The organism is Streptomyces sp. W16, assembly GCF_033194735.1.
In the GTDB taxonomy this organism is placed as follows: Bacteria; Actinomycetota; Actinomycetes; order Streptomycetales; family Streptomycetaceae; genus Streptomyces.
Genome location: NZ_JAWOAI010000279.1, coordinates 1 through 12896 on the forward strand (window position 1 = coordinate 1; position 12896 = coordinate 12896).

At 70.9% G+C, this 12896-nt stretch carries 12 protein-coding genes; 6 read left to right on the forward strand and 6 right to left on the reverse strand.

Going from position 1 to position 12896, the window contains the following annotated elements:
• On the reverse strand, window positions 1-1103 hold a 1103-nt coding region (locus R6V09_RS31050), incomplete at its 3' end, for an MFS transporter (RefSeq protein ID WP_317884778.1).
• Window positions 1104-1220: 117 nt separating this feature from the next.
• Here R6V09_RS31050 and R6V09_RS31055 point away from each other — a divergent pair.
• Together R6V09_RS31055 and R6V09_RS31060 are read left to right on the forward strand one after the other, a co-directional pair.
• A complete protein-coding gene (locus tag R6V09_RS31055; RefSeq protein ID WP_317884789.1) occupies window positions 1221-2225 on the forward strand; it encodes an Lrp/AsnC family transcriptional regulator in 1005 nt (334 codons plus the stop codon).
• Window positions 2226-2450: 225 nt separating this feature from the next.
• Complete coding sequence (locus R6V09_RS31060; protein WP_317884779.1) at window positions 2451-3605, forward strand: DUF3500 domain-containing protein; 1155 nt, start codon at window positions 2451-2453, stop codon at window positions 3603-3605.
• A 135-nt stretch (window positions 3606-3740) separates the two neighbouring features.
• Here R6V09_RS31060 and R6V09_RS31065 read toward each other — a convergent pair whose 3' ends face one another.
• Window positions 3741-4610 (reverse strand): LysR substrate-binding domain-containing protein, encoded by an 870-nt coding sequence (locus tag R6V09_RS31065; protein ID WP_317884780.1) that lies wholly within the window; start codon window positions 4608-4610, stop codon window positions 3741-3743.
• 182 nt (window positions 4611-4792) lie between these two features.
• Between R6V09_RS31065 and R6V09_RS31070 the strand changes: the two genes are divergently transcribed.
• A complete protein-coding gene (locus tag R6V09_RS31070; protein ID WP_317884781.1) occupies window positions 4793-5809 on the forward strand; it encodes a bile acid:sodium symporter family protein in 1017 nt (338 codons plus the stop codon).
• Here R6V09_RS31070 and R6V09_RS31075 read toward each other — a convergent pair.
• From R6V09_RS31075 to R6V09_RS31085, 3 genes are all read right to left on the reverse strand, one after another.
• The gene (locus R6V09_RS31075; RefSeq protein WP_317884782.1) at window positions 5742-6980 is read right to left on the reverse strand and encodes a DUF4185 domain-containing protein; all 1239 of its coding nucleotides are present in this window, start codon (window positions 6978-6980) and stop codon (window positions 5742-5744) included. The genes R6V09_RS31070 and R6V09_RS31075 overlap by 68 nt on opposite strands.
• A 10-nt stretch (window positions 6981-6990) precedes the next feature.
• Complete coding sequence (locus tag R6V09_RS31080) at window positions 6991-8862, reverse strand: sialidase family protein (RefSeq protein WP_317884783.1); 1872 nt, start codon at window positions 8860-8862, stop codon at window positions 6991-6993.
• Window positions 8863-9039: 177 nt separating this feature from the next.
• Window positions 9040-9957, reverse strand: coding sequence for a quinone oxidoreductase family protein (locus R6V09_RS31085; RefSeq protein ID WP_317884784.1), 918 nt, complete (start codon window positions 9955-9957; stop codon window positions 9040-9042).
• A 93-nt stretch (window positions 9958-10050) separates the two neighbouring features.
• Between R6V09_RS31085 and R6V09_RS31090 the strand changes: the two genes are divergently transcribed.
• Window positions 10051-10488 carry a MarR family winged helix-turn-helix transcriptional regulator gene (locus R6V09_RS31090; protein WP_317884785.1) on the forward strand — a complete coding sequence of 146 codons (438 nt, stop codon included), beginning with the start codon at window positions 10051-10053 and terminating at the stop codon, window positions 10486-10488.
• A 19-nt stretch (window positions 10489-10507) separates the two neighbouring features.
• Window positions 10508-11056: an isochorismatase family protein gene (locus R6V09_RS31095; protein WP_317884786.1), complete on the forward strand. Its 549-nt coding sequence runs from the start codon at window positions 10508-10510 to the stop codon at window positions 11054-11056.
• A 116-nt stretch (window positions 11057-11172) separates the two neighbouring features.
• Here R6V09_RS31095 and R6V09_RS31100 read toward each other — a convergent pair whose 3' ends face one another.
• The gene (locus R6V09_RS31100) at window positions 11173-11892 is read right to left on the reverse strand and encodes an SDR family oxidoreductase (RefSeq protein ID WP_317884787.1); all 720 of its coding nucleotides are present in this window, start codon (window positions 11890-11892) and stop codon (window positions 11173-11175) included.
• 134 nt (window positions 11893-12026) lie between these two features.
• On the opposite strand from R6V09_RS31100, the gene R6V09_RS31105 reads away from it, so the two are divergent.
• Window positions 12027-12860, forward strand: coding sequence for a LysR family transcriptional regulator (locus R6V09_RS31105; RefSeq protein WP_317884788.1), 834 nt, complete (start codon window positions 12027-12029; stop codon window positions 12858-12860).
• The last annotated feature ends 36 nt before the right edge of the window (window positions 12861-12896 follow it).

A 12896-nucleotide genomic window follows, 5' to 3' on the forward strand; every position in this document is an offset into this window, starting at 1 on the left:
GGCGCCACCAGCCCCGTGCCGACCCCCACCAGGACCAGCCCCGGCACCAGCGCCGTCCAGTGCGAACCGGCGCCCAGGACGGCCTGGCAGAAGCAGCCGGTACCGATCAGCAGCAGCCCGCCGCCGACCGTCAGCCGGGCCGGCACCCCGTGCAGCAGCTTCCCGGCCAGCACCGACACCACGACCGCCGCCCCCGTCAGCGGCAACAGCGTCAGCCCGCCGCGCACCGGACTCATCCCCAGCACCGTCTGCAGCCAGATCGACAGATACGGCATCCCGCCGAACGCCACCCCGTTGAAGGCCAGCCCTCCCGCCATCACCCCCACGAAAGCGGGCTTGCGCAGCAGCGACAGATCCAGCAGCGGATGCGCCACCCGCCGCTCCACCAGCACGAAGCAGACCAGCGCGAGCACCGCGAGCGCGAACGACACGAGCGTCGGCGTCGCGCCCCAGCCGTCCTCCCCGGCCCGCACCACCGCGTACGTCACCCCGCCCGCGAACCCCGCGAACGCGACCGTCCCGAGCCAGTCGACGCGCATCCCCCGCGGGCCCTTCGACTCCGGCACCACCCGTAGCGTCAGCCACACCGCGGCCACGCTCACCGGCAGGTTCACGAAGAAGATCCACCGCCAGCCGGGTCCCTCGGTGAGCACCCCGCCCAGCACCGGTCCGACCGCCGCGGCCCCGCCGCTGACCGCGCCCCACACCCCGAGCGCCACCGACCGCCGCCGCCCCTGATACACCGAGCCGAGCAACGGCAACGTGGTCGCGAGCATCGCCGCCGCCCCCACACCCTGCACGGCCCGGGCCGCCACCAGCGCGCCCGGCCCGCCCGCGAGCCCGCACAGCAGCGACGCCACCGCGAACAGCACCAGACCCGCCACATGCACCCGCCGGCGCCCCAGAATGTCGGCGGCGGCCCCGAACCCCAGCAGCAGCGCGGCCAACGCCAGCGCGTACCCGTCGACCACCCACTGCAGATCACTCAGCGACGTGTGCAACGACCGCGCCATGTCCGGCAGCGCGACCACCACGATCGTCACATCCAGCAACAACATGAACGTGCCCAGGCACACCGCCGTCAGCGGCCCCCATGAACGCATGCCCTCAACTCCCCTGTCCCGGATACGCGGTTCTCCGTACGATGGGCTCCTCCCGGACGATCACCGCCGTACCGGGCGTCTCATCGCCGGAATCCGACAGGAGCGGCCGTGCTGGAGATGGAATCCGACACCCTCGACCGGCTCGACACGCAACTGCTCACCGCCCTGGAGATCAACGGCCGCGCCTCCTTCAGCCGCCTCGGCGCGGTCCTCGGCGCCTCCGACCAGACCATCGCCCGCCGCTTCCGCAGACTCACCGCCGAGGCAGGCCTGCGCGTCGTCGCCATCCGGGACGCCGAACGCCTCGGCCAGGACCAGTGGATGCTGCGCCTGCGCTGCGCCCCCGACAACGCCCTCAACATCGCCGACGCCCTCGCCAGACGCCCCGACACCGCCTGGATCGGCCTCGCCTCCGGCGGCACCGAGATCGTCTGCCTGACCCGCCCGCGCACCCCCGGCGACTACGACGACCTCCTGCTCGGCAAACTCCCGCGCACCCCCAGCGTCCTGGACATCCGCGCCCACCAGATGCTGCACCGCTTCTACGGCGGCCCCACCGGCTGGCTCCGCCGCTTCAAAGTGCTGGCGGACGACCAGATCGCCGCCCTGCTCCCCGAACCGGCGCCGACGCCGGGCCCCGCCCGCATCGAACCGGAAGACGAGGCCCTGATCGCCGTACTCGAACGCGACGGACGCGCCACCCACCCCGAACTGCAGCGCGCCACCGGCCGCTCCGAGTCCGCCGTCAAACGCCGCCTCGCCACGCTGATCGGCTCCGGAGCGGTGTACATCGACGTCGAGTACGACTCGGAGGTCCTCGGATACCCGCGGGCGGCCGTGCTGTGGATCACCGCGACCCCCGCGGCACTGCACTCGGTCGGCGAGGCACTGGCCACGCACGACCAGATCGCCTACGCGTCCGCGACGGCCGGCACGTCCAACATCGTCGTGACGGCCGTCGTGAAGGACACGGCGGGACTGTACGACTACCTCAGCGGACCCCTGGGACAGCTCGACGGGGTGCGGCGGGTGGAGGCGAGCCCGTTCCTGCGCCGGGTCAAACAGCTGACGTACCGGACGCTCCCACTCAACTCACCCTCAACTCGCGCTGCCTCAAAGTAAGTTCAAGATAAATCATGCGCAACACCAAGCACCCGGAGGCGTGAATCACAGTGTTCGGCGATCGAATGTGGCTCGTCCAAACCGATGCCGCAGGGATTTCCCCAAAGATCTTTTCCGGTGCTGGAGAAAATCTTCGGAAGTCCTCAGGGCGAGACCCCTGAAAGGGATATCGAATTGAAGACCAAAAACGCTCACCGCAGGTCCCTGGGGCGACACAGGAAGGTGGTGGCGGCCTTAGCGGCGGCGACCGCCCTCCTCGGCGGCGGACTCTACGCCAACGCGAACGCCGCATCCGTCCAGTCCGACCCGTCCAGCAGCGCATCCCCGTCGGACCCCGGATCCTCGACCCCGTCCACCCCTGGATCCACCTCCCCGTCCACCTCCCGATCCCCGTCCCCCTCCAACCCCGTACCCACGAACACGGTCGGGACCGGCACCTCCGTCTCGGACGTGGTCGACGCCGCCAACGCCTTCCTCGACACCCTGGACGACGACCAACAGGCCGACGTACTCCTCGACTTCACGCAGGCCAACGCCACCGCCTGGTCGAACGAGACGTGCGGTGCGACCTGCCGGGTCGGCATCGAACTGAGCACGCTCAGCGACACCCAGCTCACCGCCGCCAAGGCGGTCGTCGAGGCCGCCACCGGCACCGGCAGCGACACCGGCTACGACCAGATCTCCCAGATCCTCGCGGCCGACGACGTCCTCGGCGAGACCGACACCAGCTACGGCAGCGGCAACTACTACCTCGCCTTCCTGGGCGCCCCGAGCACCTCCGGAACCTGGCAACTCCACTTCGGCGGCGACCAGTTGGCCGTGAACCTCACCTATAAGGACGGAGAGGTCGAGGGCGCCACCCCGTACTTCGCCGGGGTCGAACCCACCAGCTGGACCGACGACGGCACCACCTACGCACCCCTGTCCGGGATGCACGACGGCATGGAGTCGATGCTCGAAGGCCTGACCGACGACGAGCTGTCCGAGGCGGAGCTCTCCGACTCCACCACCGACGTGGTGCTCGGCCCGGACGAGGACGGCGACTTCCCCGACACCAAGGAGGGCCTCGCGGTCAGCGAACTGACCGACGATCAGCAGCAGTTGGTGCTCGACGCCATCACGCTGTGGGTCGAGGCCGCGGACGACACGACCGCCGCGTCCACCCTGAGCACCTACAAGTCGGAACTCGACGACACCTACATCTCGTACTCCGGCACCACCGCACTGGACACCGCCGGCGACTACGTCCGCATCGACGGACCCGGCGTCTGGATCGAGTTCTCCGTCAAGGACGGCGTGGTCGACACCAGCCAGCTCAACTACAGCACCGTCTACCGCGACCACGACACCGACTACGGAGGAGAGTTCTCCTTCTCCTGAACCACATAACGGGCGGCGCTGTTCCTCACAGCGCCGCCCGCTGTCGCACATTCCCCGGTCAGCATTCTTGTACGGCGTTGTTTCTCACCCTCGCGGAATTCGATATCGGCCTCGCCCCGCAATGAAACGCCGAAACTACGGACCGCGCCGATGCAGCCGATCCCCACCCGCCAGAATTGCCGCAGCCAGCGCATCCGCCGCCCCCTGCGCGGAAACCCGCCGCCGCCCGTGCACCAGCACGAAATCGACCTCGCCCAACTCCGGCAACCCCACCCGTTCAGGCACCCGCACAAGTCCCGGCGGAACCAGCCCCCTTGAGTGCGCCATCACCCCAAGTCCCGCCCGAGCCGCGGCGATCAACCCATTCAGACTCCCGCTCGTGCACGCGATCCGCCAAGCCCGCCCCTGCCGCTCCAACGCCTCCATGGCGAGCGCCCGAGTGATCCCCGGCGGCGGATAGACGATCAGCGGCACCGGACGATCCGCGTCCAGACGGAGCCGCTCCGCACCGATCCACACCAGCTTGTCGTGCCAGACCAGCTCACCCCGAGGATCCTCGGCCCGCCGCTTCGCCAGCACCAGGTCCAGCTTCCCCGCCGCCAGCTGCTCGTGCAGCGTCCCGGACAGCTCCACCGTCAGTTCGAGGTCGACCTCGGGATGGTCGTACCGGAAACCCTCCAGGATCTCCGGCAACCGGGTCAGGACGAAGTCCTCGGACGCCCCGAACCGCAACCGCCCACGCAGCCGGGTACCGGTGAAGAACACCGACGCCTGCTCCTGCACCTCCAGGATCCGGCGCGCGAAACCCAGCATCGCCTCACCGTCCTCCGTCAGCTCCACGGAGTGCGTGTCCCGCGTGAACAGCTGCCGACCCGTCGCGTCCTCCAGCCGCCGCACATGCTGGCTCACCGTGGACTGGCGCAGCCCGAGCCGCCGCGCGGCCTGCGTGAAACTCAGCGTCTGGGACACCGCGAGGAAAGTCCGCAGGTGAGAGAGGTCGTACATGGCATACACCATGGCATACACCATATCCGGTCATCGCGAAACGTGATGACAGTCAGAGCGGTATGACGGATTCCCGATCAAGAAGCGGGAGAGGACGATGGGGAGGGCACGAGTCCGCACCGGACCGCGGACGTACAGCGAGACAGTGGAGCACAGTGAAACGCCTGCGACGGCCCAGTCGGATGCCGATCGACCCCTACATCCTGCTGCTCCTCGGGACGGTCGGCATCGCCGCACTCCTCCCCGCCCGAGGCACCGGCGCCGATGTCGCCTCGGGCGCCTCCACGGCCGCCATCGCCTTCCTCTTCTTCCTCTACGGCGCCCGCCTCTCGACCCGCGAGGCACTGGACGGCCTCAAGCACTGGCGACTGCACACCACCGTCCTGGCCTGCACCTTCGTGATCTTCCCGCTGCTCGGCCTGGCCGCCCGCGGCCTCGTCCCGGTGCTCCTGACCCACCCCCTCTACCAGGGCCTGCTCTTCCTCACCCTCGTCCCCTCGACCGTCCAGTCCTCGATCGCGTTCACCTCGATCGCCCGCGGCAACGTGCCCGCCGCTATCTGCGCCGGCTCCTTCTCCTCCCTCGCCGGCATCGTCATCACCCCCCTGCTCGCAGCCGCCCTGCTCGGCGGCAACGCGGGCGGCTTCTCCGCCGACTCCGTCGTCAAGATCGTGCTGCAGCTCCTCGTGCCGTTCCTCGCCGGGCAGCTGCTGCGGCGCTGGGTCGGCGGCTTCATCACCCGGCACAAGAAGATCCTCGGCTACGTCGACCGCGCCTCGATCCTCCTCGTCGTCTACACCGCGTTCAGCGAGGGCATGGTCCAGGGCATTTGGCACCAGGTCAGCGCGCTGCGCCTGGCCGGACTGCTCGCCGTCGAGGCGGTCATCCTGGCCGTGATGCTCACCCTGACCTGGTACGGCGGCAAGGCGCTGCGCTTCGACCGGGAGGACCGGATCGCCATCCAGTTCGCCGGCTCGAAGAAGTCCCTCGCCTCCGGACTGCCCATGGCCAGCGTCCTGTTCGGTGCCCACGCCTCCCTCGCCGTGCTGCCGCTGATGCTCTTCCACCAGATGCAGCTGATGGTGTGCGCGGTCATCGCCAAGCGCCGCGCCCGTGATCCACTGCCCGAGGTCACCGAGTCGGCGGCCCCAACCGCAGGGTCACGAACCGCGGTCGGTACAGCGACACGTTCCGGCTGAGGTTCCAGGCGGCCGAAGTGGCCGTCGCGTCCAGCCAGTTGACGTCATAGCTGAGGACGATCCGCCCGTCGCCGCCGAGCGCCGGATGCACCTGCGGGTTGTACGCGGCGACCTGCCCCGGCGGCAGCGGCGGACGGAAACTCCGGGCCGGCCCGTGCCACGGCCCGACGGGCGAACAGGCCCAGTACGAGGTCACGGTGGTCAGCCCCCGGCTGCCCGCGGCCATCGTGAACAGGACGTACGTTTCCCCGTCCCGCACCACCGAGAACGCGCTCCCCACACCCGTGCGCCGCCCGTCCCCGAGCACCGCCCGCGGCCCGGCCCGGCCCGTCCACGCCGAACCGTCCCAGTACTCCCAGGCACCCGCCTCCCCGAGCCGCCCCTCCGGCACCCGCGCCACATACGCCGAGGACGTCGGCCGGGCCGCCGCCTGCGCGTCGTTCCCGCCGAAGACATACGTCCACCCGCCCGCCGAGACCAGCGTCGTCCCGAACTGCACCCGCCGCGACGGGTCTTGGACCAGCCGCTGGTCGAAGACCTTCACGACCGACTCCACCCGCAGGTCCGGCAGTGACAACGTGGCCACCTCGGTCGCGGTCGGCACACCGTAGATCCACGGATACGCCCCCGCCGTCCGCGTCCACAGCAGCACCCGTACGACGGACTCGGCCGAGCCGGGGGAGCGGGGCTCGACGCGCGCCGCGACCGGCCAACGCCACTCGCTGGGACCCGGATCGGGGAACAGCGGCGCGGGAAGCGTGAGTTGGGGGTGTCCGTCGCTCATCACCACCGCCGAGTTGCGCACCAGCGGCGCCGTGGTGTCCCGCCAGACGTACGACTCGCCGACCGGGTTGGGCGGGCCGTGCACCTGGCCGAGATAGGTGTCGGAGAACAGCCACAGCACCCGTCCGTCCGGCAGCCGCACCGAGTGGGTGCCGTCGCCGCCGGTCCAGTCGTCGGTGCGGGTCGCGTCGTCGCCGTACGAGGCAAAGGAGTTGGTGAGCTGTGCGTCCGCCGACCAGGACCGCACCGTACGGGCCGGGCACGCGCCGCCGCCCTCCCGGTCGTGGTCCTTCGGGAGGGCGGTGAGCAGCACGGCCGCGAGAGCCAGGGTCAGCAGCAGGCCGACCCCGGCTCCCGTCCGCTGTCGTGCTCGTCGGTCCTCGGGCACGCCCGGGACGTTAGTGGCTGCCGCTCACATGGTCCATGGGCAGCCACAGCACCGTCCCCGCGGCGGGCGGATCCTGCGCGGCCAGCTCGTCGTCCGTCAACAGCCGGTCCCAGACGTGGACTTCGTCGAGCGAACCGGTGAAGTACTGCAGGCTGTCCACCCGTTGGCCGATGTGCACGCCGAACGGCGAGTTGCGGCTGACGGACCCCACGACATCCGCCGTGCTCACCGTCGTACCGTCCACGGACAGCGTCAACTGCCCACCGCCGCGCCGCACCACGGCGTGATGCCACTGGCCGTCGTTGTAGGCGCCGGCGGTGACCACGGAGGTGGTGTGGACGGCGCTCGCACCGTCCCGGGTGGTGATCAGCGCCCGGACGTGGTTGCCGGCGGGCTCACCGCGCAGCCACACCTGCGGCTGACTGGTACCGACCCCGCCCATCCACAGGAACGGCTGATCGCCGGTCGTGGCGGTGTAGCGGAACCAGAGGGACGCCGTGAAGTCCTTTGTCCCCAGGGGTAGTCGGTCGCTGTACGGCAGACGTACGGCGTCGTCGACACCGTCGAAGGACAGGGCGCCCCCGGACACGCCGTCCGTCTCCTGGGCGCCGCCGAGCACGGCCGCCCGCCCGGCGTGCGCAGCGAGGTCGGCGGTCGTCGGGTCCGGGCCCCGACGCGGTTGCAGCCAGGCCTCGTTGAAGCGGGCGAAGCGGATCTCGTCGGTGGCGGTCACGGCACCGCCCTCGTACACCAGGCCCACGGTGTCACCGCTGATCCGCGCCATGTCCGAGTAGCCGGACCAGTCCTTCGTCACCACCGTGCCGCGGTCCACGCTGTCCCAGGTGCGCCCGCCGTCGTAGGAGGAGCGGATCATCATCGTCCGCCGGCGGTCGGGATCCGCGTCGCAGGCCAGCAGAATGCGGGAGCCGACGCCGAGTGTCGAGCACTGGACCTGCGGGGCGTACAGGTCGGGCAGGTCGCGGAAGGGCGCGGTGAAGCTGTCGCCGCCGTCACGGCTGACCGCTTGGGTGCGGTGACCGAGGTCGGTGCCGTCCTGCTCACGGCCGCTGACCAGGATCGAGCCGTCGGTGCGTTCGGTCAGCGTCACCTCGGACGGTTTCTGCCGCCACGTCCCGTCGGCCGCGATCGGGTACGAGTCGGTGGCGCCGATCCTCCAGTGGTCGCCGCCGTCGTCGCTCACGATCAGCGCCGCGTTGTTCGCGGTGACCCGACTCCCGTCCCAGGTCTCGGTGTTGACGCCGAACACGAGCCGGCCCTTGTGCTTGCCGCGGGTGAGCTGGATGCCGTGCACGGGGCCGGTGGCGTACCAGGAGTTCCAGTTCGGGGGCAGGATCTCGTCGCTCAGGTCACGCGGCTGCGACCAGCTGAGACCGTCGTCGTCGCTGTACTGCAGGTGCGGGGTGCGGTCGCAGGGGACCGAGCAACTGGCGCTGTCCGTACGGCCCGTGTTGTACGTCTCGGCGAGCAGGACGCGGCCCGTCGCGCGGTCCACGACGGGCGCCGGGTTGCCGTGCGTGTCGCCGCCGCCGTGGTTGACGACCCGCAGCGGGCTCCAGGTGGCGCCGTCGTCGGTGGAGCGTTTGACGACGATGTCGATGTCGGCGGCGTCACCGCAGTTGAGGACCCGGCCCTCGGCGAACGCGAGCAGTGTCCCGTCGTTCGTCCGCACGACGGCCGGGATCCGGAAGCAGGCGTAGCCAGGGTCCTGGGACGCCTTGAAGAGGACCTGTTGCGCGAACTCCGGAGTGGGGCTGGAAGGTTGGGCGGTGGCGTGGGCCGGGCTCGGGAGGACGAGCAGTGCGGCCAGGGTGAGTGCGGCGGTGAGGGTGGATCTCAGACGTGCGCGAAGACTTGACGGCATGGTGGTGCGACCTGCCCTTCATTCGTCTTGACATCCGGACATCCCACGTCCAACGGGCGCGTCACAGACGTTAGTTGGGGCATCCGGAGCCTCACAAGAAGCGTGCAGCGGTCGGCGTCGAAGAAGTCGGCGGTGACGGAAGAGAAGTGAGGGGGCGTCAGGGGGCGGGTCGGCCTCTCAGGGCCGCAGTACGACCTTGCCGAGGTTGCTCCGCGACTCGATCACCCGGTGCGCCTCGGCCGCCTCCGCGAGCCCGAACTCCCCGTGCACGAACGGTTTCAGGGCGCCCTCGGCGAACAACCGCCACAGCTCCAGCCGCCACCGCTCGTACAACTCCGGCTTCCCGCGCGCGATCCGCGCCATCTGGAACCCGATCACGGACTTGGCGCCCGCGAGAAGGTCGTACGCCTGGATCGTCCCGCCACCCGAGCTGTACGCCACGAGCCGCCCGCCCGGGACGAGCGCCGCCACCGCCGGGGTGAGCAACTCGCCGCCCACCGCGTCGAGTGCGTAGTCGACGGGCTCGGCCGAGTCCAGCCCGTCGTAGGCGATCACCTCGTCGGCGCCCAGCGCGCCCACGAAGCCGGCCTTCGCCTTGTCGGAGACCGCGCCCACCACCCGCCCCGCACCCCGCGCCCTCGTCAACTGCACGGCGAGATGGCCGACTCCGCTCGCCGCGGCCGTGATCAGTGCGGCCTCGCCGGGCTCGGGCCGGGCCGCGTCCAGCGCGCCCAGGGCCACCAGCCCGCTGCGGACGAGCGCGACCGCGTCGACGGCGGAGGCGGTGTCGGGCACCGGGGAGGCCATGGCCTCGTGGAGGACGGCGAAGTCGGCGTATCCGTGTCCGAAGCACAGCCCTGTCACCCGCTCGCCCACCCGGAATCCGGTCACCTCCTGTCCTACGGCGACCACCTCCCCGGCGACCTCGCCACCCAGCGGGATCGGCTCGGCCGCCTCGGTGACCTTGCGGACGACGGGCAGGGTGACCCCGACCGCCTCGGTGCGCACGAGGAGTTCACCGGGGCCCGGTTCGGGGACGGGGGCCTCCTCCAGGAACAGCGGGCCGCCGGTGGCCTCGTACCGGACGCGACGCATCGCACCTCCAGGAAGCTTCGTAAATCGTTGGGAGGCCCAATGATATTCACGATTTCATTGGGAAGTCCAACGACTTTTCGCTAGGCTGCATCCATGGCCGAAGCACCCCTCCCCGCGATCCGCGCCCTCCCCAGCTGGCTCCTCGGCCGGGCCGCAGCCCGCGGCCGGGCCCTGGTCGCCGACGCCCTGGCCGCCGAAGGCCTGAAGATGTGGCACCACGTGGTCCTCTCCGCCGTCCGCGACCTCGCCCCCGTCGCCCAGGCCGACCTCGGCCGCGGTGTCGGGCTCGACCCCAAGGACCTCGTCGGCATCCTCAACGACCTTCAGTCCGCCCACCTGGTCGTCCGCGAGCCGGACCCGAAGGACCGCCGCAAGAACGCGGTGTCGCTCACGGCGGAGGGCGCACGCCTGCTGAAGCGGTGCGAGAAGGCGGCCCGCGAGGCCAACGACCGGCTCCTCGCCCCGCTGACGGTGGCCGAACGCGACCGGTTCATGGACCTGTTGATCCGGATCTCCGGTACGGACGGCTGACGGCAGCTAACGTTCCGTCATGACCCCACCGCAGACTCCCGAACCCCGGCTCGCCCTCGACCCCGCGCGCACCGCCCTGGTCCTCGTCGACCTCATGGACCGCATCGTCGCGCTGCCGCTCGAACCGTACAAGGGCACCGAAGTCCTCTCCGTGGCCCAGGAGTTGGCCGCCGCCTTCCGCTCCGCCGGAGCGCCCGTCGTACTGATCCGGGTCGAACGCCCCGGCATCACCGAACAGCCCTCCGGCAGCGGACTCGCCGCCGGACTGGCCGCGGAAGGCGACCTGGAGATCGTGAAACGGACGATCGGCGGCTTCCAGGGCACGGGACTTGACGAGCGCCTGCGCGAACAGGGCGTCGACACCGTGGTGTTCGGCGGGATCGCCACCAACCTCGGCGTCGAGTCCACCGCCCGCGCCGCCGGCGACCACGGCTACCAACTCGTCTTCGTCGAGGACGCCATGAGCGCACTCACCGAGGCCGAACACCAGGCGTCGGTCAGGCTCGACTTCCCACGGCTGGGGTCGGTCGTGACGGCGGCGGAGGTGCGGTTCGCGCAGGGCGATTGAGCGGGGTGGGTCGCGTTGCGTCGCTTCGGGTGGCCAGGCGGCAGGCGGCAGGCGGCAGGCGGTCCGGCCCGCCTCGGACCGTCGGGCCGCCTGCTTCCCTCCGGGCGGTCGGGTCGTCAGACGAGGAGTGTGCCGCCGTCCACGACGACCGTCGAACCCGTGCTGTAGCCGCCGCGCATCAGATACAGATACGCCTCGGCGACATCGGCCGGCTCGCCGATCCGGCCGACCGGGAGCGACCCGGCGACGGACTCGAACAGTCCGTCCCGGTGATCCTCGGGCAACTCCCGCCACAGCTCGGTGCGGACCAGACCGGGCGCGACCACGTTGACCCGCAGCGGCGCCAGCTCCAGGGCCAGCGCCCGGGTCAGCGACTCCATCGCCCCGCACAGCGCGGCGGCGACGGACGTACCGGACATCGGCCTGCGCCCGGCGGTACCCGCGGTCAGCACCACCGAACCGCCCTCCCGGATCGACCCGGCACCGTACTTCACCGCCGTGTACGCACCCCACAACCGGGTGTCCAGGAATGCCCGGGCCCGCCCGAGGTCGGACTCCGCCAGGCTCTCCATCAGCAGCGCCTCACCCGCCGTGTAGACCAGGTGGTCGTAGTCGCCGAGCCCCGCGAAGAAGCCCCGCACCGAATCCTCGTCACTCGCGTCGAGCACCCGGCCCTCCGCGTCGTCCGGCAGCCGCTTCAGCGCCGCGTCCACACTCTCCTGCCGACGCGAGGCGACCACCACCCGGGCCCCCTCCCGCCCGGCCGCCTCCGCGACCGCGAGCCCGATGCCCGCCGTACCGCCGATGACGACGATCCGCTGTCCTCGCAGTCCCATGTCCTGCCCCTTTCGCGTTGCTGTGACGCCGTCCAGCCTGCGGTTGCCGCCACCCCGCCGTCCAAGACCTCTTTCGGCGATGGCGATACCCTGAAGGCATCGCCGACGGCAACGGCAGGGAAGCGGTGACACCCATGGACCTCGACCTGCGGAAGGTCCGCTACTTCGTCGCGGTGGCCGAACTGCTCCACTTCGGACGCGCTGCCGAACAGCTGCACATCGCACAGCCGGTGTTGAGCCGTCAGATCCGGGCCCTGGAAAAGGACTTGGACGCCACCCTCTTCGAACGCGACAGCCACGGCGTGACATTGACCGCGGCCGGACGCGAACTCCTCGACGACGGACGGACCTTGCTCGCCTCCGCGCACGCCACCCGCCGCAGGGTGCAGCGCGCCGCACACGGGCCGCACCGCCTCGTCGTCGGCTTCCGCGCCGGTGTCGTGATCACCCCCGCGCTGCGCGCCTTCGGCGCCGCCCACCCCGACGCCGAGGTCAAGGCCCGCCGGGTCGAATGGGACGACCAGGAACAGCTGATCCTCGACGGCACCGTCGACCTCGCCTACCTGCGCCGCCCCATCCGAGAACAGGGCCTCACCCTGCTCCCGCTGTTCACCGAGCCCCGGGTGGCCATGCTCCCCGCCGACCACCGGCTCGCCGGCAAACAGGACCTCGTCCTGGCCGACCTCGACGGCGAGACCTGGCTGCGCTACCTCAACCCCCACCCCGACCCCGACGACGTACCGATCCGCAGCATCGAGGAGAAGTTCGAGAACGTCGCCTCCGGAGCGGGCATCACCCTCGTCCCCGTCTCCGTCGCCGAGCAGTACTCCCGCCCCGACATCACCTACGTCCCCGTGACCGACGCCGAACCCGACGAGGTGATCCTCGCCTGGGAGACGACCCGCAGCTCATCACCCCTCGTCGCGGCGTTCGTGCGGACCGCACAAGGCGTCGGCGGCCGGGACTGAGGCGGGGCCCCTGCGGCGCAGGGGGCGCTCCCCGCC

Excerpts from the sequence above, each read along its gene's own strand:
- R6V09_RS31105 (WP_317884788.1), top strand. The coding sequence starts at position 12,027 with ATGGACCTCGACCTGCGGAAGGTCCGCTACTTCGTCGCGGTGGCCGAA.
- R6V09_RS31090 (WP_317884785.1), top strand. The coding sequence starts at position 10,051 with ATGGCCGAAGCACCCCTCCCCGCGATCCGCGCCCTCCCCAGCTGGCTC.
- R6V09_RS31080 (WP_317884783.1), bottom strand. The coding sequence starts at position 8,862 with ATGCCGTCAAGTCTTCGCGCACGTCTGAGATCCACCCTCACCGCCGCA.
- R6V09_RS31070 (WP_317884781.1), top strand. The coding sequence starts at position 4,793 with ATGCCGATCGACCCCTACATCCTGCTGCTCCTCGGGACGGTCGGCATC.
- R6V09_RS31085 (WP_317884784.1), bottom strand. The coding sequence starts at position 9,957 with ATGCGTCGCGTCCGGTACGAGGCCACCGGCGGCCCGCTGTTCCTGGAG.
- R6V09_RS31065 (WP_317884780.1), bottom strand. The coding sequence starts at position 4,610 with ATGTACGACCTCTCTCACCTGCGGACTTTCCTCGCGGTGTCCCAGACG.
- R6V09_RS31055 (WP_317884789.1), top strand. The coding sequence starts at position 1,221 with ATGGAATCCGACACCCTCGACCGGCTCGACACGCAACTGCTCACCGCC.
- R6V09_RS31095 (WP_317884786.1), top strand. The coding sequence starts at position 10,508 with ATGACCCCACCGCAGACTCCCGAACCCCGGCTCGCCCTCGACCCCGCG.
- R6V09_RS31100 (WP_317884787.1), bottom strand. The coding sequence starts at position 11,892 with ATGGGACTGCGAGGACAGCGGATCGTCGTCATCGGCGGTACGGCGGGC.